Genomic DNA, 21,392 nt, shown 5'->3' with positions numbered 1-21,392 from the left:
CGTCAGCCCTCCAGGACCGTGCGCAGGTCCCACAGGGTCCGCCAGGTGGCGGAGCCCTGCTCTGCGCGGCGCCGGACGGGACCGTCCCAGTAGCCGCGCAGCCGGGCCGCGTCGGCCGGGTCGTCCTTGCGCACGACACCGAGGAGATGGCCGGGGAGCAGGCCGAGGACGTCGCGGTCACCGGGGAAGTACGCCGCGGCCAGGCCCAGTGCGCCGGCGACCGACACGGCCTCAGCGGTGCTCATCACGGTGGACGGCCGCTCCACCTCCCAGCCCTCCGCCGACCGCCCCTCGCGCAGGTCCCGGAACGCCGTGACCAGAGCCTCCAGCACGGCGTCGTCGACCTGGAAGGGCGCCCCGGCCCGCTCCACCGACGCCCTGGCCTGCCGGCGCACCAGTGCGGCCTCGGCGTCGAGGTCCCCGATGGGGCCCACGGTCTCGAAGTTGAAGCGGCGCTTGAGCGCGGCGGACATCTCCGAGACGCCCCTGTCCCGCAGGTTGGCGGTCGCGATGAGGTTGAACCCGGGTGCCGCATGGGCCAACGCGTCCTCGCCGCCCGCCAGTTCGGGCACCGATATGCGCCGCTCCGACAGCAGTGACACCAGGGCGTCCTGCACCTCGGGCAGGCAGCGGGTGACCTCCTCGACCCGGGCGATCGCCCCCCGGGCCATCGCGGTCATCACCGGTGAGGGAACCAGTGCCCGGCGGCTGGGCCCCTGCGCGAGCAGCAGGGCGTAGTTCCAGCCGTACTTGAGCTGGTCCTCGGTCGTGCCGGCGGTGCCCTGCACGACGAGGGCGCTGGTCCCGCACACGGCGGCCGACAGCAGCTCGGACAGCAGGGACTTGGCGGTGCCGGGCTCGCCGACGAGCAGCAGACCCCGCTCACCGGCGAGCGTGACGACACATCGCTCCACCAGCGCCCGGTCGCCGACGAACTTCCCCTCCACCACCAGGCGCCGCGGCACCCCGTCCGGCACCTCGGCGTCCTCGGGCAGCCGCAGCGCCTGCCCGCCGCTGCCCATGACGAACGTGACGACGGCCCGGGGCGTGAGCCGCCACGCGGGAGGACGCGGCCCGGTGTCGTACGCGGCGAGGAAGGCGAGCTCGGTGGCGTGGAGGTCCTCGGGCGGGACGATCTGACGGGTCGTGTCGGGAACGAGGACGGTGGTCATCGGCGGGTGCCCTTCGGGGTGGTACGAGCGGTGGTGATCGGTGGGCGCAGGGTCATCGGCGCCGCCCCTTGCGCGTGGCCCGTGTGGTCAGCTCCTCGTACGCCGGGGCGTCTGCGGCACGGACGCGGTCCCAGGCGCGCGCGAACAGCTCCGGCACCGCGAGCAGGGGCAGGGCGCGCAGCCGGTCCGGGACGGGGTACAGGCCCTCCTTCCACACCTCCACCGGCAGTGCGGGCGACTTGAGGTCGCGCCAGCCGCAGGGCAGGAACAGAGTCCGCCCGGCGCGCGCCCGCTTGGCCTCGACGACCAGGTCGGTCGCGGCCAGCTCCGCCCGTGCCTTCTTCATCCGGGCGGGCTTCCAGCCGGTCCAGCGCGCGCAGTTGCGGTCCGTCGGATCGGGCAGCGCCAGCAGCTGGAGGTAGAGGACCGCCGCGTCCGGGCTCAGTCCCTGCGCCGCGGCGACCTCGGCGACGAGGGCGGGAGTGCTGACGGCCGGGTCCTGAGCGTGTCCCGAGGGGACCTCGGTGCCGAGGCCGGCCTCGACGGCCCGGGCCAACTCCTCGCCGAGGAGCGTGCGCAGCATCCGCAGACCGCGGGCGCGCGCGTCGCCGACCAGGCCTTCGAGCAGCCCGAACACGGCGTCGTCGGGCCCGCTGAGCGCGGCGGGTCGGATGAGGACCGTCTCCGTGTCGCGGTACCAGGGGCGCAGCACGATCGCCTCGCCGGCCCGCGTCAGACCGTGCGCGTCGCAGCCGCCGGTCGCCGGGAGACCGTAGGCCTTGCGCAGTTCGACGGCGGTCGAGCTGCCCTTCTCCGTCCACTCGACGTCCAGGTCGAGCAGCAGCTCCGGATCGGCCATGCGACGGCGCAGCGCGGCGAGCCCCTCGGGCAGGGCCGCGCGCAGCGGATGGCCGTACGGCAGCACGTAGGCCAGCGCGGCCAGGGCGTTGACGGCGGACCACAGGTCGTGCCGGCCGGGCACCGCCGAGGGGTCCGCCCAGACCAGGTTGCCCTCCGGGTCGGGCCGCAGGACCGTGGTGCGGGCCAGCCACGGGGTGCGGCCGGGGTTGAGCACCTCCTCGGCGTATCCGGCGCCCAGGCCCGCGAGATCGGCGCTGAGGTCCTCGGACACGCGGACGAGCGAGCCGAGCCGCTCGGCCCACACCCGCCCGGCGGCTTCGGTGTCCGGTCCGGTGGTCCACAGGTCGGCGGGGTCCGCGGGCAGCAGGGCGCCCAGGAGGGCGGTCCGCTCGTCGGGTCCCAGGTTGTTCACCCTGGCGACGGCGAACTCGTGCTGCCGGGGCTTGAGTCCGAGGACGGCCAGTCCCTCGGCGTCGGGCGACGGCGGCAGGCCGGCCGACAGGGCGGTGGCCTGGAGCGGGCCCAGCCCGCCGTGGGTGGCCTTCACCAGCGCTTCGACCGCCTCGGCCCGCCAGGGGGCGGCGCCCTTGTCCCGGACCAGCCGCAGGACGGTGGTGAGGTCGTCGGCGGAGATGGCCGGGGTGTGCCTGACCTCGCTCTCCAGCACGAAGTGGGCGATCGCGCCGAAGGCGCCGGACGGGTCGTGGTCCAGCGCCAGCCAGCGCACACGGTCCCGCTCGCCGTCGATGCTCTGGCAGCCGAGGATCACCACCGTACGGCCGTCGCGGCGCAGGACCTGGCCGGTCCGCTCCTGCTTGTCGTGCGGTTCGACCAGCACGATCTCGCGCAGGGTGCCGTCGGTCGCGGGGAGCGGACCTTCGGCGACGGCCTCCAGCAGCAGGAGCAGCGGCTGCCGCCCGGCGTCGGACAGGGCGGGCGAGGCGGCCCGCAGGGCGAGGGCCCGCAGGACGCCCAGCACCGGAGGCCACACCATCCCGATCCCGGGGACGGTGTGTTCGTCGCTGAGCCAGCCGTCGTCCAGGGTGCCGATGCGCTCCGGGCCGGGCAGTCGCCTGCCCTCGGCCGGCCTGCCCGCGAGCACGTGGTTGACCGCCCGGATCTGGCGCAGCGCGCTCCACCGCTCCTGGTACCACCAGCCGTTGAGGCCGACGATCCCGGCCAGCGCGTCGTGCAGGGTGCGCTCGTCGCCGTGCCGGGGGCGGTAGTCGGCGAACATCTCCTGCGTCCCGCGAAGGTCGCGCGGCCGTTCCTGGGGAGGAGCCGCGAAGGCCGCGGCCGACTCGGCGATGCGCAGCGCCACGCGCACCAGCGAGGCGGCACCGGTGAGCAGCCTGGCGTCGGTGCAGCCCGACAGGGCGGGCGCGACGGCGCCGAGGGTGACGTGGTAGGCGGACGGCACGGCGGACTTGGCGGCCTCGTCCGGGCCGGCGTCGGCCAGTGCCTGCTGCCGTTGTTGCAGGGCCAGCGCCGTGGCCCGCAGCACCTCGGCGGCCTGCTCGTCGGTCAGGGCGCGCAGCACGGCCGAGCCCTGCTCGTCGCGCGGGCGCAGCGCGTGCCAGAAGGCGACGGGCGGCACCAGACGTGTTCCGGCGGCGAAATGGCTGCCGCGGTCGTCGACCGGCGTCACCGAGCCCAGTTCCCCGCCCGGCGACGTGTCCTCGGCGGCGAACAGGCTCACCTGGCGGTGCGTCTGCACGACGACCGGCTCGGCGCCCCCGGGCAGCCGCAGCGCCCCGAGCGGCACCACGCCGGCCCGGCCGGCGTTCGCGGCCACGGAGACCGTGCGCCCGTCCGGTGTCCCGGCGACCCGACGGGCCTCGTCGCCCGTGCCCTCCCGGCGCACCCAGCGGCCCAGCACCGTGCCGTCGGTGCCGAACGGGCTGTTCTCCAGGCCCGGTTGCAGCGGCAGCACCTCGCACGAGCGCGGCAGCAGCGAGGCGTCCTCGCGGATGCCGGAGCGCAGCAGAGCGGGCAGGGAGGCGCGGCCGTGCGTGCCGGTGGCTGGGTCGTACTCCAGCCACACCGTCTGCGCACCCTGTTTGCCCCGGCGCCACAGCGTGGTGCCGTCGCCGATCACGTCACGGCTGGGCGGCAGGACCGTGTCCCCGGCGTGCAGGGTGCGGCCACCGGTGGCGCGTCCGCCGCCGGACAGCGGGATCGAAGGGGTGTCGACCTCGTTCCCGGACCAGTACGAGGACAGCTGCTCGCCGCCGAGCTCGAAGACCTCGGCGGGCCGGGCCGTCCAGTAGCCGTACTGCTTGGCGTCCTTGCGCCACATGACCAGCAGCTCCCCGTCCGTGTAGCGGAACCGGGGGCGCTGCCAGCGGTCCAGCTCGTGGGGCAGCCGCAGGTCGTGGTCGAGGAGCACCTGCTCGGGGCCGACCACGACCGCCTTGTGCCCGCGCGCCAGGATCAGCGCGGGCCAGGCCTCGTGGACCGTCAGCGTGTCGTCCTCGCCCTTGGCCTTCCTGGTCCCGGCGTCGAGGAGGTCCAGCGCCTCGTCGAGGGCGGGCCAGCCCAGCTCGTCCAGGATCCCGGCGCGCAGGGTGCGGCCGAGCAGCGGCGCGACCTGGTGACCGGCGACCCGGGCGACGGCGTCCGCGTTGACCTCGCGGGCGACCGGCCGGAAGGGCCGCAGCCGGTCCAGCGCGGCACGGGCGGCCGGCAGGCCCGTGGCGCGCGTGTAGTCCAGGGCGGCCTCGTCCAGCCACTCGTGCAGCACGACCGAGAGCACGGGGTGGGCGGCGACGGTCTGCAGCAGCTCGCGGCTCTGCGCGTCCTTGCCGACCGCGTCGACCGCCTGGTGCAGCAGGCGCCGCAGGCGCGGTTCGGCGCCGACGGCCACCAGGTCCCGGCGGCCTTCCCGGGTGTCCTTCAGCCAGGCGGTGAGCGGCAGGAACACGTTCATGCCCCCGTCGGGGCCCGGCACCGTGAGCGGGACGTCCTGCGTCACGCACAGGTCCAGCAGGTCCAGGTCGGCGCCGGAGTGCCAGCGGCCGGTGAACAGGTCCACGGGCCGCCCCGCGGCGCGCAGGTGCGGGGCCATCCGCTCCAGGAGCGCCAGGGTGCCGGGCGAGCGGCGCGCTATGGACCCGCCGTGCTTGCGGAAGGCGGCCCAGCGGCTCAGCCAGTCGGCGGGATCGACGCCGTTCTCCGTGGCCGCGGCCGCGTCGGTCAGCAGCCGCTCGGCCCCGCACTCCGCGAGGAGCGCCAGCCAGAACTCGTCGTCCTCGACCTCGCGCCCGAGCCCCGCCGGCATGATCTCCAGCAGACGGGCACGCACCGCCGGCCGGCGTTCGGCGAGGACGGGAAGGACGGTGCGGTAGGAGTTCCAGAAGGAGGCGGGCGCGCGGACGGCGGCGGGGGAGGCGATCAGGTCGGCGACCAGGGCGCACTCCTCGGTGACCCGCTCCAGGCCCGCCGCCTTGATCAGACCGCGCGCGTCCTGCGGCAGCGAGGCGTACGGCGGCATGCCGGCCGCGCAGCGCTCGACCGTCAGCTGCCGGAACTGGGCCCAGGCGGCGGCCGGGTCGAGGCGCCGGGCGAGGTCCTTCACATGCTCCTTGAGGGCCTTGACGGTCAGCGCCCCGGCGAAGGCGAACTCCAGGAACACCGCCCGCTGCCGCTCCTCGTCCACGGTCAGCGCGTGCACTCGCTCGGCCTCACGGGCCTTGCCGAAGAAGGCGGCGGCGTACGTGGTGTTCTCGTGCTGCAGGAAGACCCGTGCGGCCTGCTCGTAGAAGGTGGGCAGGAAGTGCGGCACGGCCCGCCCGAGCCGTTCGCCGAGCGACTCGAAGCCCTCCTTGGCGTGGCCGGGACGGGACTTGGCCTGCCGGGCGAGCCGCTCGACGTCCTTGACCAGGGCGAGTGCGTGGTGTCCGTTGGCCGGGTCGTTCACCAGCGCCCAGGCCGGGAAGCCCAGGGTCTCCTTGCGGACCTGTCCGACCTCGGGGGTGCGCGGTTCGCGGGCCAGGCCCAGGAACTCCAGCGCCAGGTCCTCGGCCTCGCCGAGGGTGCCCGGCACCAGGCGGACCACCTGCCGGTCGTCCAGGGCGGGATGGGTGTAGGTGCGGACGGTGAGGCTGTCGGCGTCCTCGCGCGCGGTGCTGCCCGGGGGCAGTACGGCGCCGGCGTCCAGCAGCGCGGCCGCGGTGGTCTCGTCGTACCCGGTGATGACTGTCATGCCGCCTGCTCCTCGTCCTGGATGTCCCGCCCGGCGTACAGCGCGGCCGCCATGCGCATGCCCTCCGACCAGGCGACCGGCCCCACCTGACCGAGCTTCAGCACGCGTCCGGCGGGATCGGCCCACACCAGCGGGCCGGTCTCGGTCTCCTCCCAGCTGTCGTAGTCGCCGACCCAGACGCGGGCCTCGATGCCGCGCCCGTCCTCCAGGACGGAGCACACGGCGTGTCCGCCGCGCACCCGGTAGCCGAGCTGGGCCGCCCGGCCGTGCAGGAACCGCAGTTCCTTGTACGAGCCGCCCGCGTACTCCTCCACCTGGCCGGACTCGGCGTCGAGGGCGGCCGGGCGGTGCCACACCTCGCGGAAGAGCTGCTGGGCGCGCTGCTCGACGCCCAGCTCGACGGCGAACTCCCGCAGTTCCTCCAGGTCGTCGAGGAGGACGGGGTGCGGGATGCGGACGAGGTCCGGGGCGATACGGACGGTGTCGCCGTCGAGGTCGACGAGGCCGAGACCGCGCTCGGGGTCGGCGTCCCGCAGGAAGCCGGCGACCTGTCCGTCGGCGCCGGTGACGACGAGGTCGCGCAGTGCGGCCCGCCAGGCGGGGTCCGGCCAGACCCGGGTGACGACGGCGAGCGGCACCGGCAGCGAGCGGACCATCCACCGCTCCGCATCGGCCAGGCACTGCCGCTCGTGCCGCTCCAGCCATTCGGCGAGCTGCCTGAGGCCCATGACCGCCGGATCGTCGGCGAGCTTGGCGGGCACGGACTTCAGCCGCCGCCCGGCCGCGTTGCGGCACACCACTTTTCCGCCATCGAGGGCGACCTCGTACTCGCCGGCCGCAACCCACCCCATGCATGCCTCCCCGCATGTGCACTGATCAAGTGACGGGAACTCTAGGGGAGGCCACTGACAACGCCGTTCGGCACCCGGCGGGCGGCATCCCGGCAAAACCGGCCACGCCGGGTTGTGGACACGGCGCGAAGGGCCCGTGGACCCCACGGGAGCCGCGCGGGCGGCGCAACGGGAGACGAACTGGACGGCGCCTGGGTGCAGTTGGCGACCCTGGGCCTGGACGCCAAGCTCGACCCGGAGGTCGGCGACCACGTCGAGTTCACCGACACGGCCTACGCCTCCCGCCTGGAGGCCCTGCCCCTGCTGCGGGTCGAGGAACTGGACCTGCCCGGCCGCCGGGTGCGCCTGTCCGCCGAGCCTGACCCGCACGTGGGACGGCTGCCGCACCTGCACCCCTTCCCACGCCGCTGGGACCACCACGAGGGGCCGAGGCAGAAGGGCCGTACGACGGCGCTGAAGGGCGGCGCGGTCCCCGTCGTCGAGGGGGGAGTGGCTGCCGCTGGAGGACGGCGTCGAGGTGTACTTCGCCAAGGGCGGCTCCTACCGCACCGGCGACCCCTGGCTGATCCCCGCCCGCACCGCCACCGGAAGCGTCGAATGGCCCACCGACGCCGCGCGTCGCCCGCTGCTCGGGGCCCCCGCCGGCATCGGCCGGCCCGTTCCCGGGCAGCGGCTTCTTCCACATCGGACAGAAGTCGCCGCTCGTCACCGCCATGGGCCGTCGGCTGGTCGCCGAGGGATGCGGGCACTACGAGGAGGGGCCGAGCCCCGAGTGGACCGAGGCCGACCGCAGATCCTACGCCGCCCGGCAGCACAAGCTCGGCTTCAAGGGCAAGGACGCGGACGGCATCCCCGGCAAGATCAGCTGGGACCGGCTGAAGGTGCCGTCGGACGGCTGAACCGGAAGAGCCCCGGCCGGCCGAACCAAGAGACAGCCGGGCGGCCGAGCCGGGAGAGACCCGGCCGGCCGAGCCGGGAGGGCGTCCGCACAGGAAAGGCGAAGGGGGAAGGGCCGCAGAAGAGCCAGGGGGCGTCAGCGCCCCTCGGCGCCCCTCTCCTGCCGCTCCTTGTGCAGCTTCTTGATCCGGACGGTTTCCTTGCGGACCTCGGCCTGGGTGGCGCGCTCCTTCTCCAGCCACTCGGGCTGCTCCTGCTTGAGCGCCTCGATCTGCTCGGAGGTCAGCGGCTCGGTGACCCCGCCGCGCGCGAGACCGGCGATGGACACGCCGAGCTTCGCGGCGACCACCGGACGCGGGTGGGGGCCGTTCGCTCGCAGCTCGCGCAGCCACTCGGGCGGATTGGCCTGCAACTCGCCCAGCTCGGCGCGCGACACCACACCCTCCTGGAACTCGGCGGGGGTGGCGGGGAGGTACACACCCAGCTTCTTCGCCGCGGTAGCGGGCTTCATCGTCTGGGGGCTCTGCTGCGAACTCATGAGGTCAAGGGTATCGGCCGCGTGCCGGGCGGCCGACCACGGCCGGTAACCTGGCCCCGTGACAGGCTCGCAGGAAACACCGTCGTTCCGGCTCGCGTACGTCCCCGGTGCGACGCCCGCCAAGTGGGCGCGGATCTGGAACGAGCGTCTGCCCGACATCCCGCTCACCCTCCTCCAGGTGCCCGCGGGCGACGTACCGGAGATGCTGCGCGCGGGAGAGGCCGACGCGGGGCTCGTACGGCTGCCGGTCGACCGGACGTTCTTCAGCGCGATCCCCCTCTACACCGAGACCACGGTGGTCGTCGTTCCCAAGGACCACCTGATCACCGCGGCGGACGAGGTGACCCTGGCCGACCTCGCCGACGAGGTGCTCTTCCACCCCCTGGACGACGTCTTCGACTGGGACAGCCCGCCCGGCGAGCCCGCCTTCGAGCGCCCCGCGACCACGCCGGACGCCCTCGAACTGGTGGCGTCGGGCGTCGGCCTGCTGATCGTGCCGCAGTCCCTGGCCCGCCTCTACCACCGCCGGGACCTCACCTACCGCCCGGTCGCCGACGCCCCCCGGTCGAGCATCGCCCTGTCCTGGCCCGAGGAGGCCACCACCGACCTGGTGGAGGACTTCATCGGCATCGTCCGGGGCCGCACGGTCAACAGCACGCGGGGCCGTACGGCGGCGAAGGCCGAGGCCGAGGCCGAGCAGAAGCGTCCGCAGAAGCAGGGCGGCGCCCGGCAGAAGCAGGCGGCCGCGAAGCCGACCGGTGGCAAGCCCGCGAGTCGTACCTCGCGCGGCCGCGCCGGCTCGGGCGGCGGCGCCAAGCCGGCCAAGCGGGGCAAGCCGCGCCGCAAGTCCTGACCCGGCAGTGGCAGTGGCAGTGGCGGTTGCGGTCATGGCCGCTCGGCAGCGGCCGCTGCGGTCATGACCTTTCTCGGCCTCTCCCGGCCATGGCATCTGCGGTCATGCCCCCTGGGGAACGGCGGCTGTGATCCGGCCGGCTCCCTCAGGATCCCTGCCGGACCTTTTCCTCCGTTCCGCCCTCCTGCGAACCCCGTCGGAGCGTCCCCCCGGCGGCCTCCGTCTCCGGATGCACCTGGCGCTCCCGCAGGTCCGCCACCGCCAGCACCAGCGCGATCAGGATGATCCCGACGGCGGTGAGCAGCCCCAGCTGAATCGCCGTGACGGAGCGCTCGTGGCCGGCCTGATGCGCGAAGTACACCGCGCCCACCACGGCGATCCCGGCCGCCGAGCCGATGCGCTGGCCCGTCTGCAGCACTCCGCCCGCGGCACCGGCACGGCGCACCGGAACGCGGGTCAGGGTGAGGGTCGTGTTGGGGGAGACCGTGATGCCGGAGCCGATCCCCCCGACGACCATCGGCAGCGCCGTGGCCCACCCGACGTACTCCAGGGGCACGAGCCGGACCGCCACGACCGTCCCGAGCAGCCCCAGGGCCACCCCGCTCAGCCCCATGACGACGAGCTTGCGGCCGTACCGGACGACCAGCCGGCCCCCGATGGCGGCGCCGACCGCCGAGGCGGCCGCGAAGGGCAGGACCGTCAGCCCTGCCGTCAGCGCGCTGTAGCCGACCGTGTTCTGCAGGAACAGCGTGTAGACGAAGAAGACGGTGGTGAAGCCGGCGAAGTAGGTCAGGCTGATCAGGGCGCCGAGCGTGAAGGACCGCAGCGAGAACAGACCCAGGTCGACCAGTGGCGCCCGCCCGCACCGCCCCTGGCGCCGCTCCCACGCCCAGAACGCGGCCAGCAGCAGCGCGGCCACCGGCATCAGCCCCCATTTCAGCTGCCCGGTCCACTGCTGCTCCTGTACCAGGGGCAGCATCAGCGCGGTGACGGCCGAGCCGAGGAGCAGCACGCCGAACAGGTCGAACTCCTCCCGCCGTGCCGAGGACGCCGGGAAGCGGGGCAGCAGCCGCAGCCCGGCGACGAGGGTGGCCACCCCGATGGGCAGATTGACGAAGAACACCCAGCGCCAGCCGTCGTCGGTGCCGACGGCGTCGATCAGCACACCGCCCGCCAGCGGGCCCACCGCCGTCGAGACCCCGATGACACTGCCGAGCAGGCCGAAGGCCTTGGCCCGCTCGGCGCCCTGGAACATCTGCTGGATGAGCCCCGAGGTCTGCGGTGCGACCATGCCCGCCGCGGTGCCCTGGATCAGCCGGAACAGCACCAGCCAGGAGGCGGTGGGTGCGAGCCCGCACGCGGCCGAGGCCACCGTGAACACGGCGAGCCCGAGCAGGAAGGCCTGGCGGCGCCCGCGCATGTCGCCGAGCCGGCCGGCCGGGACGAGGGCGAGGCCGAAGGTGAGGGCGTACCCGGACACCACCCATGACTGGGCGGCCTCGGAGGCGCCCAGCCCGTGCTCCATCGAGGGCAGCGCCACATTCACGATCGAGGTGTCGAGCAGCGAGATGAAACCCGCCGTCAGACAGACCGCGAGCGCCTTCCACCGCCGTACGTCGGGGGCGGGCCGGGCCTGGACTGTGGTCATGTGATCACGCTAAGCAGCGCCCCGCCTCACCGCACGCCGAGCGCTTCCGTACGCCGAGTGCTTCCGTACGCCGAGTGCTTCTGCGCGCGGCGCGGCCGGTCGGCCCGTGGACAACGCCGTTCGTGCCGCCCCGAGGGACCGCCTGCGGCTCCTGGCGCCCGAGGAGCCCGCGCCACCCGTGGGTCCGCGGTGGCCCGCACGCGAACGCTCAGCCGTCCGTCGTCCCGCGACGGTGCCCCTCCATGAGCCAGCTGTACGCCGACTGCGCCGTGAACTCCGCCTGGCCGCCCCTCAGCAGTAGTGCCGCCGTGGCGAACCCGGGCGCGTCCGCCTGGGCGGCGACGTAGGGGATTGCGATGCAGCGCATTCCGGCCGCGTGTGCGGCGGCCGCGCCCGGTGCCGCGTCCTCCAGGACCACGCAGTCGGCGGGGTCCGTGCCGAGCCTGCGGGCCGCCTCCAGGAAGACGTCGGGGGCCGGCTTGCCGTGGGCCACCTCGTCGGCCGAGACGGCGGTGCGCACCAAGGCGTCCAGGCCGGTCCCCGCGAGGATGGCGTCGATGGCCTCGGGGGACGAGCCGGAGGCCACCGCCAGCGGGACGCCGTCGGCGGCCAGCAGCTCCACGAACTTCCGCATCTGCGGGTACGCGGGCGTGCGGGTGCGGGCCAGCTCCAGATAGCGCCGGTTCGTCACGGCGAGCAGTTCGTCCACGGGGGCGCCGAGGCGGTAGCGCGCCCGCCAGATCTCGACCGTCTCCCGGGTGCTGATCCCGACGTAGTTCTCGTGCTCCGCCCAGGTGAAGTCCGGGACGCCGTGTTCGGCCAGGGTCTGCCGGCTCGCCTCGTAGTAGTTCGGCTCGCTGTCCACCAGCGTTCCGTCGAGATCGAAGATGACCGCAAGGGTGCCGAGCGTGCTCATGCGGTCCAGGATGCCCGGGGTCAGGCGCGGGCCGCCCGCCCGAGCGACTCGACCAGGGGCAGCAGCCGGTGCGGCACCCGCTCGCGCAGGGCCACCTCGGTGCGGGTGCGCACCACGCCCGGCAGGCTGATCAGCTTCTGGATCACGTCCTCCAGATGGGCGTTGTCCCGCCCCACCACCCGGGCCAGCAGGTCCCCGCCGCCGGTGATCGAGAACGCCTCCACGATCTCCGGCACGGCGGCCAGCGCGTCCCCGACGTCGTCCAGATGGCCCTGGGTGACCTCGATGTGCACGAACGCGAGCACCGGGTGGCCGAGCGCCGACGGCGAGAGCGAGGGGCCCGTGCCGGTGATCACGCCGTCCCGTTCCATGCGGTCCAGACGGGCCTGCAGCGTGCCCCTGGCGACGCCCAGGATGCGGGCGTACTCGCGCACGCTGGTGCGCGGCTGCTCCAGCAGCAGTCGCAGGATGCGGGTGTCGAGCTCGTCCACGGTCATGATGCACGACTGTACCAATGGCTCAGCGGAGCGTCCGCCGGGCATACCGCCCGACCTGGGTCGTTGACTGCCGGGCGAGTGCGCGAGCAGGGCTCCTCATGGGCCAGTGGTCCAGTGATTCGAGCATCACTTGAGCCATCGACCTTCGTGATGCTCTCTTGGCCGCGTCGATGGCGCTGCGGATCCCCGCGGCGCCTTTTGTGTGCGGGGCCTCCGGGCGTTCGCAGGATTCCTCATGGGAGGGGACGCGGTGCTGAAGAGGGTGTTCGTGGCGCCGGACCCGGGGCGGGCGCGGCTGCGCTTCGCCGCGCGGGCCGTCCTCGGCATCGGGCTCGCCGTCGTGGTGTGCGGGCTCGCGGGGCACTCCCTCCCCGCTGCGGTCACCGGCGGTCTCGCCGCGCTGCTCGCCCTGTTCACCGTCGCCGACGCCACCGTGCGCGGGCTGACTTTTGTGATGAGCCGTCAGTTGCCGAGTGGTGGCTTCTCGTGCCGTTGCGCAGGACGTGCTGGCCCAGGAGAAGCCCAGGTCGCGAGCGTCGGGGCGTCCACGCCTGTCCGGGGGCGCCGGTCATGATCAGAGATTTTTGACGGAAGGGCACTCTGGGCTCGCCAGCAGGTTCTTGGTCTGCTGGTGGTACAGCGCTTTCGAGCCCCTCGGCTGCGGCGATGGTGTAAGAGGTGGCCTTTGCAGCTCGGTTGGTCCGCGTATGGTCCGGATCTTTCCTGTCTCGTGGTTTCGTGTGTGCGGGGGGAGAGAGAAGGGCGACGCCTTATGGGAGGCGCCTGCGTGTGCGATACCACATGGCACAGGTAGGCAGAACCGTCTTCTGGCGTCCACGTGGCCCGAAACGATGTCGTTTGCGTAGGTGGATTCCCTGTGGTCCCGGAGCGTCTACGGGGTTGGTGACACGCCGGTGATACCTGGGGCGCTTCTGGCGGCTTGGGCCGACGGGGATTCTGTCCAGTGCTGCACCGCACAAGTTCCGCCGATGGCTATCGGGCGGTGAGGTGTTTGTTGATGGCGTCGATGTCGAGGCGGTCATGCGTGGTGCGGGTGCCCCACGGTTGCCAGCACGATAAGCGACGCGGGGTTGCCGAGGGCGGGGTGTTCCCGGTTTGTGTATCAGCAGGGTCGTTGCCCACCTGACCCAGCCGCCCGCCGGCCTCACTGCTGACCTGGCCCGGCCGGTGGAGGGTCAGTGACCGGCGCCAGCCTTGACCGCTTTCGTGGCGAAGTAGCCGGAGAGCCAGCCGGCGGTGGCCTCCGAGTGGTGCGGTGCCTCGGCGAAGCCGGTGATGGCGAAGCCCGCCGCGATCTGCCCGCCGAGCTGCTCGGTGAGCGTGTGGCTGTACTCCACCGGCGCGTCGAGGCCCCACAGCCGTTCCCGCTCGGCTGGCTCCAGGTGGGTGAGGTCGCTGTAGGGCAGGCGGTGGCGCACCACCAGCTCGCCGCGCGCCTCCAAGGACTCGGCGTCGAAGAGGTAGACGTCCGGGTTGAGGAAGCCGGACAGCAGCGTCCCGCCGGGGCGCAGCACGCGGTGGCACTCGCGCCAGACCGGTGCCAGCTCCGGGATGAACAGGTTGGAGACCGGGTGGACGACAAGGTCGAACGAGGCGTCCGGGAACGGGCTCAGGTCGCGCGCGTCGCCGAGCACGGTGCGTAGGTCGAGCCCCTCCCGCGCCGCGACCATCTCGTCCTGCGCCAGCTGGCGGGGCGAGTTATCGAAGACGGTCACCCGCGCGCCCGCCGCGGCCAGCACCGGACCCTGCTGCCCGCCGCCGGAGGCGAGGCAGAGCACGTCGCGACCGGCGATCTCCGGCGGGAACCAGGTCGGGTCGACCGGCTCGTACCCGATCAGGACGATGGACCACTGGCCGGCCCGCGCCTTCGCGATCACCTCGGGGCCGACCGGGCGTGACCACTCGTTGCCCTCCTCCACCTCGCGGTCCCAGGCGAGGCGGTTGTGCGCGACGGGGTCGACGGGAGTCTGGCTCATACGCCGTACCCTAGTTGCGTGTCGTCGGCGGTGGGAGCGACCGTATCCAGCGGGTCCTTCCGCTCGTCGCGGTGACCGGGTTCGCTGTCGCGTAGCCCGTAGTCGCCAGCCGGGGTGGTGAAGAGGTGCATGTGGTAGTTCTCCCAGCCCATCGCGGTCTGGATCGCCAGGTGCAGACGGGCGAGTTTGAGGTCGGCCGGGACCTGCAGCCGTCGCCAGATCGGCGGGTGGATGTCGGCCAGGGTGACCTTGATCTGCAGGACGGAGTCAGCGGGCATGGCACTCTTCCTTCGCGGCGGCGGGCTCGTCCCCGGTCTGGCGGGGTCGACCGTCGTAGTTCCAACGGAACGGACAAGCCGTCTCGTTGTGGACGATGGCGAAGTCGCTGACCTTCTCAAGCAGGTCGGTGCGGGAGGAGAAGTTGCCGTGACGCAGGACGGCGCGGGCCAGCAGGGAGAAGAAGATCTCCACCTGGTTCAGCCAGGAGGCGTGCTTGGGGGTGTAGTGCGGCACGATCCGCGGATGCCGCTTCAGCCAGGCCCGGGTGGCCTTGGAAGTGTGCGAGGAGCCGTTGTCCAGGATCAGATGGATCGTCAGCCCGGTTGGAATGCACCGCTGAAGCCGGGCCAGGAACCGGATGAAGTGCGCGGAGTCGTTGCGCTTCAGCTCCTCCATGACCACCTGACCGGTGTGCACGTCCAGCGCGACGGTGACCGAGACGATGCCGTGGCGGATGTACTCGAACTTCCGCCGCCGCACCCGCCCCGGGCCCGGCGGCCGGCCGGGCTGCTTGCGCGAGCGGGCGGCCATCGCGGTCTTCTCGTCCACTGACAGCACCATTGAGCCCGGCGGGTAGTTGCGGTGGAGGGCGCATACCTCGGCCGCCTTGGCGAAGAACTGCGGGTCGGCGGGCCGGGTCAGCCAGCCTCGGACCCGGTGCGGCTTGAGCTGCAGCTCGGCCAGGATGCGTCCGACCTGGGAGGCGGAGATGCCCGTGTCCGCCAGATGATCGGCGATCAGCCGATGCGACCAGCCGTCATAGGGGTGCGGCGGCGTGCTGGTGGCCGCCGCCACGACCCGCAGCCTCACCTGCGGCCCGTAGACCGGCGGCCGGCCCGAGCGGGGCCGGTCTTTCAGTCCGGCCATTCCCTCCCGGGCGAACCGGTCCCGCCATCGCACCACCGTCGAGACATCTACCCGGACGATCTCCGCTATCTGCCAGACCGGACAGCCACCGGCCGCGAGCAGGACTATGTGAGCCCGGCGGGCATCGCGCTGCGGCGTGGTATCAGCCCGTACCCGTGCCTCCAGCACACGCCGATCATCAGCGTCAAGCACCATGCCCGGTCAACGAGCCGATGGCCATCGGCGGAACTTCCGCGGCGCAGCACTAGGGCCTGTCCGGCGGATCTTCGTGGCGTCCCCGGTCGCATATGCTGAGGCCGTCGCTTCTGATACCCGGCGCCCCGTCAAGGAAGACCAGTTGACTCCGCATTCCCTTGCGTTCTACATGGACGTGGTCGCCTCCGGAACGGTGCTCGGTGCCAATCCGACGGACAGTCCCGACCGGGTGACCGCGATGCTGGGTTCCGATTTCGCCGAAAACTCCCTTGACGACCACAGTATGTGGCGCGACTACGGAATGGTTGAGTTCTTCTGGATTCGGGAAACACCGGACCATCCTTGGGAGGGGCACCACTTCACCTTGCAGGTGCATCATCTGTCGTACTGGGGCGGCAGCATCGTCAACAGGGCAATTCACGACCGGTACGGGCGCTTCGACCGCCACCTCCGGTTCGACAAACTGGAGCGGCTGCTGGGGAAGCAGGGTGTACCCCTGGAAGACGCCCCGGACGTGAATGCTCCGACCTTCACACGGCACTGGCAGCCTGCTTCACAGGTGTCCGTCATGGTGTTCCGGGCTCACGAAGAATGGCGACAGCGTCGGCGCGGCGACGACCGTATCGGAGATGTGTACACCATCCAGTCATCGGTGAGTGCCGAAGGGGTGGCGCGGGATAGGGAGCGCTTCGGCCGTCAGGACAGCCGGGAGCACGGGTCGGTCTAAATTTCTGGGCACTCTCGCGAGCCGTGCTGTCGGAGGCGGCTTGTACCCTGCACTCATTCGACGATCGGACGATCACGGATACGGGCATGCGGGCACGGGGCCGGCGTCCAGGGGCGGGAGCGCGGGGATTTCGATGAGTGACGCACATCCGATACAAAGCCGCAGACCGGGCCTCTCGGTCGGCGCGCGCATCATCGCCGTGGTCGTCCTCGTCGCGATCGGGGCCGTCAGCGCCTGGCTCCAGCACGACGCGCGCGGCCGAGATGCGGAGCCGCGTACGGAGTTCACCGCGAGCAACCCGCCCTCCGGACTGCCCACCGCGCTCACCACCGGCCAGCACCTGCACTGGTCCAACTGCACCTCGCCGCGCACCGCGCGCACGGGCTATGACTGCGCCACCATGAAGGCCCCCCTCGACTACCGGAAACCGGACGGCAGGACGATCGACGTCGCCCTGATCCGCCGCAAGGCCACCGGCCCGAACGCCCGGCGCATCGGCTCGCTCGTCCTCAACTTCGGCGGCCCCGGCGTGTCCGGCGTGAGCGGACTGCCCGAATTCCTCAACGAGTACAAGCCGCTCCTCGACCGCTACGACCTGGTCTCCTTCGACCCGCGCGGCGTCGGCGCGACCATCCCCGTGCGATGCGGGAAGACCGCGGACGACACCGGCTACGACGACACCGACGCCTGCGTCAAGCACTCCGGGGCGCTCCTCCCGTACATCGGCACCTCGCACACCGCGCGCGACCTCGACCTGATGCGCTACCTCCTCGGCGACGAGCGGCTGCACTACTTCGGCGTCTCGTACGGAACGGCGCTCGGCGCGGTCTACGCCCACCTGTACCCGTCGCACGTCGGACGGCTCGTCCTCGAAGCGTCCGTCGATCCGACCGAGGACCTCGACGAAAAGAAGGTGTCGCAGGTCAAGGCGATCCAGGCGGCGTTCGACCGGTTCGCCGCGCACTGCGCGGCCCGTATCCGCCACTGCCCGACCGGCGACGGGCCCGAGGAGGCCGCGCGACGCATGGCGCGCCTGGCCGACCGCCTGGAGAAGAAGCCCGCCCCGGCCGGCGCCGGAAGGAACCTCGACGCCGACGACCTCGCGTACGCCGTCAGCGAGCATCTCCGCCTCGGCACGGACGGCTGGGCGCCGCTCGCCAAGGCCCTCACCGCGCTGATCGACCACAACGACGGCCGTCCGCTGAGCAAGGGCGCGGACGACATCGGCTCCGCCGACCGCGCGGCGACCCCGCGCGACAACAGCCGCGTCGCCCAGACCGCGATCACCTGCGCGGACTCAAGCCTGCGCCCCGGCTTCGAACGCCTCGACCGGGACAAGGCCCGCATCAAAGCCGCCTCACCGGTCTTCGGCGCGGCCTGGTCCACCGGCGTCTACCTCTGTTACGACTGGCCGTTCGACGGCGAGCGCGCCACGCCCCAGGTGAACGCCGACGGCGCGGCCCCCGTCCTGGTGGTCGGCGGCACCGGCGACCCGATCACCCCCTACCCCGGCGCCCGCCACATGGCCCGCGCCCTGGGCGACGGCGTCGGCGTCCTCCTGACGGCCGAGGAGGAGGGCCACGGCACATACCCGCAGAACCGCTGCGTCACGGAGACGGTCGACCACTACCTCCGCACGGGCCGCACCCCGGCCCCGGGGACGGTGTGCCGGGGCAGCATGTCCTGAGGCTCGTACGGATCCGCCGGGCGGCCGTCAGCACACCGGTTCGCTCGCAGGGGCCCCGGGTGTGCACCAGCCCGATCCTCGCCGACGTGACCGGGATGCACCGCCATACCGCGCTCAGCTGGGTCGCCTACGCCAGACGTGACTGGGCCGAGTACCTCGCCGCCCGAGCCGAAGATGAAGCTGCCGGAAGGGCGGACGGAAGAGCGACGGTTGAAAGGCTGTGATCAGTGGCCTCTCTGAAGAAGGTCACTAGCCTGCCGACTCCACAGTCAAGTCCCCGTTCGTTGTCGACAGATCCAAGCGGTACTTGCCCGACGGGTCGTTCTTGAACGCCACCTTTTTGTCGCCGTGGGAGTCGTTCGCCGAGATCTGGTAGTTGGCGGGCGGGGCCGTGACCGTGAGGCTGCCGCTGGTCGTGCGGGCCCTGATGTTCTGTGGGGTGGCCGTCTGGATCGTCACCTCGCCGTTCGACGTCTGCGTGTCGATGTCGCCGCCCTGGGCGTCCTTGACGTTCACGTCACCGTTGGACGTGCGCAGCTTCACCGGGCCCGTTGTCTTGTTCACCGCGATCTCGCCGTTGCTCGTGTGCACGTCGACCATGCCGACATCGGTCAGTGTGACACTGCCGTTGGAGGTGCCTCCCGTCACCGCAAGACCGGCGGGCACCTTGACGACGTAGTCGACGCCGCAGTTCTTGCCGCAGCCGGAGAGCGTCAGGACGCCGTTCTCGACACTGAACGAGGTGCCACTCGGCTTGTCACCACGGTAGTTGACCTTGCGGTGCACGGAGGTCGTTGAAATACCTGCCGAGGCTTCCACCTTCACCCCGCCGTTCCCGCTGTCGAGACGGATCGAGGAGAACTTCTGGGGCATCTTGGCATCGTCCTCGAAGGTCTTCTTCTGGTCGAGGGTCGAGCACGCGGAGAGCCCTCCGGCGGTGAGAGCGCCCAAAGCCACTGCTGCAAGGAGACGCGTCTGCCGACGTCGCATGAAGGTCCCCCGTCCGGGACGGCGTTGTGCTCTATGACAACCCGGACGCGTTCCTGATCTGCGCGTTCAAGCGCGACAACGCGCTCTGCGAGCCCGACGCGGGCACGACGGCGCCGCGGCAGTACGCCTGTCAGCAAGGCTGCGGCAACACTGTCCGCACCGACACCCACGCCCGCCAACTACGCAAGCGGGCCATCGAAATCGAGCAATTGGCCGCCCACTCACCTGGCCCGGTCGGGAAGCGACTCCGATTGACCGCTGACAAGCTACGCGCCATCGCCGACGCCCACGACTTCACGGCCCAGACTGCCGAGGCTCTGACATGAACCATCAGCACCAGGACGAACGCACCCGCATCCGTGAGGCCATGGACAGACCCTTGGGCGGGCAGGCCACCGCCTCCAACGGCAGCCTCACCGTCGTCGCCCTCGCCGCCGAATCCGGTGTCCACCGCATGGCCCTTCAGAAGCGGCACGCGGACCTGAAGAACGCGTTCTACGAGCGTGTGCGCAACGAAACCCAGCACGTCCCGGAGTCCGAGAGGCAGCTCCGGGCGACGGTCGCCAAACTCAGGAAGACCATCCTGAACCAGAAGGACGAGATCGAAGAGCTCCGTGAGCTGGTGACCCGTCTGACTCTGGCCAGCGCCGTTCTCACGCAACCGGTTGGAGCGTCCACGGAAGCCGAGCCGGTACTCGACAACGTCACGCCATTCCGTCCACGAGCCGGCCGAACCGAGCCTGCAGGGTTCCCAGATCCTGCAGGTTAATTTGTGGCGGATCGTGGGTCGGGACGCGGTCGTGTTCCCCGAGGTGGTGGCCGTGGCCGACGCGCTGCTGGAACAATGGCGTGCGGTTCCCGGCCCCTCACGGGGTGAAGGGCGGGGTGCTGCCGCTGAGACCGCGCACCAGGTAGGTGGTGACGCGGCGGCCCTGAACGCGTTCGTCCTGCGGATTGCCGGGCAGGGGCCAGCGCAACTGTCCGTACAGGGCTCCCCGGTGAAGGTCGAAGGACGCCTCGACGAGGTCCGCGTAGGTCTCCGCACGCTCCGGGACCCAGCCGGCGAGGGCGGCGACGGCCACGGTGAGTCCGACGGGAACGGCCCACAGGGTCCAGGGCGCGAAGGCCGTGAAGGCCAGTCCCCACACACATGCCGCGGTCGAAGCGTCCAACGACAGCCGAGCGGTGGCGATGTCCTTCCGTGGCGTGTCCGGCAGCAGCAGCCACAGATGCGGCCACACCGCCACGGCATCGAGCCCGTACTTGTCCGTGGGCCGGGTCTCCGCCGCGCGGAGGATGTTGCCGGTCCGCGTGGGCAAGGGGTCACCCGAACTCGGAAAGCGACGCAGGCGCGCGGTGAGCGCACCGTGTTCGGCGTTCTGTTCCGGGGTCGCCGAACCGTCGTGCACCGCCGGGCTCAGCTGCTGGAACCGTTGCTGTGCGTCCGACAGCCGGCGGCGCTGACGTTCCACCAGAAGGTCACGGACGGGCCTCAGGAGACGCGGCCAGTGAGCCGCGCAGAGGGCCCGCAGAGCCATCGCCGCCAAGCGCCGGACGAGCAGGCCGGACGTCACGACGACGGTCAGCGCCGTTAGCAGCGCCACCAGCTGCACGGGCAGGGACAGGTCGGCCAGCCGGGCGGCCGGTGCGTCGAGGGATCGCAGACCGGCCCTGCTGTGGGCCCAGGCCAGCACTCCGCCCAGCCAGAACACCAGTGCCGGGGCGGATACCGCCGCCCACCGTTCGGCCAGTTTGCTGCCCGCGGCTTCCCAGAACTTTCCCACCATGCCGCCCGCCCGCTATGCGGGGACCAGGTCGACGCCCTGGTGGTCCGGGCACTTCCGCACCTGGTCACCGGGACCCATCCGGTACCACACGTAGAGTCCGTCCACCGGGCAGATGTACTTCTCGGCGTCGATGACGCCGTGACTCCCGAGCGGACCCGCGTACTCGTGCCGTCCGTGAACTCCTTGCAGCCCGGGGGGCCGGTGGTGCTCGTCCTCCAGGACCCGGGCCGTCCAGTCGAGCACCGGCTGGGCGCCGGCGAGCAGGTCGGCCAGCTCCTCGTCCACGTCGTCGCCGCCCTGCGCACGGCCGAGCAGCTGGACGAGCCGCCGGTCGAAAGAGGCCGCGTCCTCGCCCAGGAGATCCGGGAGATGGGGCCGAATCGCGCGGGCAGCCTCGAACAGGGCCGGATCCATGGGCATCTGTGC

At 72.1% G+C, this 21,392-nt stretch carries 18 protein-coding genes and 3 pseudogenes; 8 read left to right on the top strand and 13 right to left on the bottom strand.

Features of this window, described 5'->3' with window-relative positions:
* Window positions 1-2: 2 nt before the first annotated feature.
* From ACFZCP_RS29155 to ACFZCP_RS29145, 3 genes are read right to left on the bottom strand one after another with little or no spacing between them, the layout of a single operon-like run.
* Window positions 3-1,172 (bottom strand): AAA family ATPase, encoded by a 1,170-nt coding sequence (locus ACFZCP_RS29155; RefSeq protein ID WP_391432310.1) that lies wholly within the window; start codon window positions 1,170-1,172, stop codon window positions 3-5.
* A gap of 52 nt (window positions 1,173-1,224) precedes the next feature.
* Window positions 1,225-6,237 (bottom strand): hypothetical protein, encoded by a 5,013-nt coding sequence (locus ACFZCP_RS29150; RefSeq protein ID WP_391432306.1) that lies wholly within the window; start codon window positions 6,235-6,237, stop codon window positions 1,225-1,227.
* Window positions 6,234-7,088, bottom strand: a complete 855-nt coding sequence (locus tag ACFZCP_RS29145; RefSeq protein ID WP_362685957.1) for a DUF4132 domain-containing protein — start codon at window positions 7,086-7,088, stop codon at window positions 6,234-6,236. The genes ACFZCP_RS29150 and ACFZCP_RS29145 overlap by 4 nt, the downstream gene beginning before the upstream one ends.
* Window positions 7,089-7,262: 174 nt before the next feature.
* Here ACFZCP_RS29145 and ACFZCP_RS29140 point away from each other — a divergent pair.
* Window positions 7,263-7,743, top strand: a pseudogene (locus tag ACFZCP_RS29140) (DUF6519 domain-containing protein); the annotation flags it as partial.
* Window positions 7,727-7,987 (top strand): annotated as a pseudogene (locus ACFZCP_RS29135) (peptidoglycan-binding protein); the annotation flags it as partial. The pseudogenes ACFZCP_RS29140 and ACFZCP_RS29135, both read left to right, overlap by 17 nt.
* 134 nt (window positions 7,988-8,121) lie before the next feature.
* Here ACFZCP_RS29135 and ACFZCP_RS29130 read toward each other — a convergent pair.
* Window positions 8,122-8,523: a DUF5997 family protein gene (locus ACFZCP_RS29130; protein ID WP_391432302.1), complete on the bottom strand. Its 402-nt coding sequence runs from the start codon at window positions 8,521-8,523 to the stop codon at window positions 8,122-8,124.
* A 58-nt stretch (window positions 8,524-8,581) separates the two neighbouring features.
* Here ACFZCP_RS29130 and ACFZCP_RS29125 point away from each other — a divergent pair, with 58 nt between their 5' ends.
* Window positions 8,582-9,376 carry a LysR substrate-binding domain-containing protein gene (locus ACFZCP_RS29125; RefSeq protein ID WP_391432299.1) on the top strand — a complete coding sequence of 265 codons (795 nt, stop codon included), beginning with the start codon at window positions 8,582-8,584 and terminating at the stop codon, window positions 9,374-9,376.
* Between the two features lie 145 nt (window positions 9,377-9,521).
* Here ACFZCP_RS29125 and ACFZCP_RS29120 read toward each other — a convergent pair whose 3' ends face one another.
* The 3 genes from ACFZCP_RS29120 to ACFZCP_RS29110 all read right to left on the bottom strand — a co-directional run bounded on the left by ACFZCP_RS29120 (window position 9,522) and on the right by ACFZCP_RS29110 (window position 12,437).
* Window positions 9,522-11,024, bottom strand: a complete 1,503-nt coding sequence (locus ACFZCP_RS29120; protein WP_391432296.1) for an MFS transporter — start codon at window positions 11,022-11,024, stop codon at window positions 9,522-9,524.
* A 208-nt stretch (window positions 11,025-11,232) separates the two neighbouring features.
* Window positions 11,233-11,940 carry an HAD-IA family hydrolase gene (locus tag ACFZCP_RS29115; RefSeq protein WP_391432293.1) on the bottom strand — a complete coding sequence of 236 codons (708 nt, stop codon included), beginning with the start codon at window positions 11,938-11,940 and terminating at the stop codon, window positions 11,233-11,235.
* 20 nt (window positions 11,941-11,960) lie between these two features.
* Window positions 11,961-12,437 (bottom strand): Lrp/AsnC ligand binding domain-containing protein, encoded by a 477-nt coding sequence (locus ACFZCP_RS29110; protein WP_391432290.1) that lies wholly within the window; start codon window positions 12,435-12,437, stop codon window positions 11,961-11,963.
* 250 nt (window positions 12,438-12,687) lie between these two features.
* Between ACFZCP_RS29110 and ACFZCP_RS29105 the strand changes: the two are divergent.
* Window positions 12,688-12,918, top strand: a pseudogene (locus ACFZCP_RS29105) (FUSC family protein); the annotation flags it as partial.
* 715 nt (window positions 12,919-13,633) lie between these two features.
* On the opposite strand, the gene ACFZCP_RS29100 reads toward ACFZCP_RS29105, so the two are convergent.
* From ACFZCP_RS29100 to ACFZCP_RS29090, 3 genes are read right to left on the bottom strand one after another with little or no spacing between them, the layout of a single operon-like run.
* Window positions 13,634-14,434 carry a class I SAM-dependent methyltransferase gene (locus tag ACFZCP_RS29100; protein ID WP_356273984.1) on the bottom strand — a complete coding sequence of 267 codons (801 nt, stop codon included), beginning with the start codon at window positions 14,432-14,434 and terminating at the stop codon, window positions 13,634-13,636.
* Window positions 14,431-14,712, bottom strand: a complete 282-nt coding sequence (locus ACFZCP_RS29095; RefSeq protein WP_391432285.1) for a plasmid pRiA4b ORF-3 family protein — start codon at window positions 14,710-14,712, stop codon at window positions 14,431-14,433. Before ACFZCP_RS29095 ends, ACFZCP_RS29100 begins: the two co-directional genes overlap by 4 nt.
* On the bottom strand, window positions 14,702-15,775 hold the full coding sequence (locus ACFZCP_RS29090; protein ID WP_391432282.1) for an IS630 family transposase: 1,074 nt from the start codon (window positions 15,773-15,775) through the stop codon (window positions 14,702-14,704). Before ACFZCP_RS29090 ends, ACFZCP_RS29095 begins: the two co-directional genes overlap by 11 nt.
* 142 nt (window positions 15,776-15,917) lie before the next feature.
* Here ACFZCP_RS29090 and ACFZCP_RS29085 point away from each other — a divergent pair, with 142 nt between their 5' ends.
* Window positions 15,918-16,502, top strand: coding sequence for a hypothetical protein (locus ACFZCP_RS29085; RefSeq protein ID WP_391432279.1), 585 nt, complete (start codon window positions 15,918-15,920; stop codon window positions 16,500-16,502).
* Window positions 16,503-16,635: 133 nt separating this feature from the next.
* Complete coding sequence (locus tag ACFZCP_RS29080) at window positions 16,636-18,189, top strand: alpha/beta fold hydrolase (RefSeq protein WP_391432276.1); 1,554 nt, start codon at window positions 16,636-16,638, stop codon at window positions 18,187-18,189.
* Window positions 18,190-18,438: 249 nt separating this feature from the next.
* Here the strand turns inward: ACFZCP_RS29080 and ACFZCP_RS29075 are convergent, their stop codons facing one another.
* Window positions 18,439-19,146 carry a DUF4097 family beta strand repeat-containing protein gene (locus tag ACFZCP_RS29075; RefSeq protein WP_391432272.1) on the bottom strand — a complete coding sequence of 236 codons (708 nt, stop codon included), beginning with the start codon at window positions 19,144-19,146 and terminating at the stop codon, window positions 18,439-18,441.
* A gap of 59 nt (window positions 19,147-19,205) precedes the next feature.
* Here ACFZCP_RS29075 and ACFZCP_RS29070 point away from each other — a divergent pair, with 59 nt between their 5' ends.
* Together ACFZCP_RS29070 and ACFZCP_RS29065 are read left to right on the top strand one after the other, a co-directional pair.
* Window positions 19,206-19,505, top strand: coding sequence for a hypothetical protein (locus ACFZCP_RS29070; RefSeq protein WP_391432269.1), 300 nt, complete (start codon window positions 19,206-19,208; stop codon window positions 19,503-19,505).
* A complete protein-coding gene (locus ACFZCP_RS29065; RefSeq protein WP_391432266.1) occupies window positions 19,502-19,948 on the top strand; it encodes a hypothetical protein in 447 nt (148 codons plus the stop codon). The genes ACFZCP_RS29070 and ACFZCP_RS29065 overlap by 4 nt, the downstream gene beginning before the upstream one ends.
* Before the next feature lie 97 nt (window positions 19,949-20,045).
* Here the strand turns inward: ACFZCP_RS29065 and ACFZCP_RS29060 are convergent, their stop codons facing one another.
* Window positions 20,046-20,966: a hypothetical protein gene (locus ACFZCP_RS29060; RefSeq protein ID WP_362685865.1), complete on the bottom strand. Its 921-nt coding sequence runs from the start codon at window positions 20,964-20,966 to the stop codon at window positions 20,046-20,048.
* A gap of 12 nt (window positions 20,967-20,978) precedes the next feature.
* Window positions 20,979-21,386 (bottom strand): hypothetical protein, encoded by a 408-nt coding sequence (locus ACFZCP_RS29055; protein ID WP_362685862.1) that lies wholly within the window; start codon window positions 21,384-21,386, stop codon window positions 20,979-20,981.
* Window positions 21,387-21,392: the final 6 nt, after the last annotated feature.

It is taken from the genome of Streptomyces sp. NPDC007971 (assembly GCF_042958635.1).
Taxonomy (GTDB): Bacteria; Actinomycetota; Actinomycetes; order Streptomycetales; family Streptomycetaceae; genus Streptomyces.
This window is presented reverse-complemented; position numbering and strand designations above follow the sequence as displayed.

Excerpts from the sequence above, each read along its gene's own strand:
- ACFZCP_RS29155 (WP_391432310.1), bottom strand. The coding sequence starts at position 1,172 with ATGACCACCGTCCTCGTTCCCGACACGACCCGTCAGATCGTCCCGCCC.
- ACFZCP_RS29150 (WP_391432306.1), bottom strand. The coding sequence starts at position 6,237 with ATGACAGTCATCACCGGGTACGACGAGACCACCGCGGCCGCGCTGCTG.
- ACFZCP_RS29145 (WP_362685957.1), bottom strand. The coding sequence starts at position 7,088 with ATGGGGTGGGTTGCGGCCGGCGAGTACGAGGTCGCCCTCGATGGCGGA.
- ACFZCP_RS29130 (WP_391432302.1), bottom strand. The coding sequence starts at position 8,523 with ATGAGTTCGCAGCAGAGCCCCCAGACGATGAAGCCCGCTACCGCGGCG.
- ACFZCP_RS29120 (WP_391432296.1), bottom strand. The coding sequence starts at position 11,024 with ATGACCACAGTCCAGGCCCGGCCCGCCCCCGACGTACGGCGGTGGAAG.
- ACFZCP_RS29115 (WP_391432293.1), bottom strand. The coding sequence starts at position 11,940 with ATGAGCACGCTCGGCACCCTTGCGGTCATCTTCGATCTCGACGGAACG.
- ACFZCP_RS29110 (WP_391432290.1), bottom strand. The coding sequence starts at position 12,437 with ATGACCGTGGACGAGCTCGACACCCGCATCCTGCGACTGCTGCTGGAG.
- ACFZCP_RS29100 (WP_356273984.1), bottom strand. The coding sequence starts at position 14,434 with ATGAGCCAGACTCCCGTCGACCCCGTCGCGCACAACCGCCTCGCCTGG.
- ACFZCP_RS29095 (WP_391432285.1), bottom strand. The coding sequence starts at position 14,712 with ATGCCCGCTGACTCCGTCCTGCAGATCAAGGTCACCCTGGCCGACATC.
- ACFZCP_RS29090 (WP_391432282.1), bottom strand. The coding sequence starts at position 15,775 with ATGGTGCTTGACGCTGATGATCGGCGTGTGCTGGAGGCACGGGTACGG.
- ACFZCP_RS29080 (WP_391432276.1), top strand. The coding sequence starts at position 16,636 with ATGAGTGACGCACATCCGATACAAAGCCGCAGACCGGGCCTCTCGGTC.
- ACFZCP_RS29065 (WP_391432266.1), top strand. The coding sequence starts at position 19,502 with ATGAACCATCAGCACCAGGACGAACGCACCCGCATCCGTGAGGCCATG.
- ACFZCP_RS29060 (WP_362685865.1), bottom strand. The coding sequence starts at position 20,966 with ATGGTGGGAAAGTTCTGGGAAGCCGCGGGCAGCAAACTGGCCGAACGG.
- ACFZCP_RS29055 (WP_362685862.1), bottom strand. The coding sequence starts at position 21,386 with ATGCCCATGGATCCGGCCCTGTTCGAGGCTGCCCGCGCGATTCGGCCC.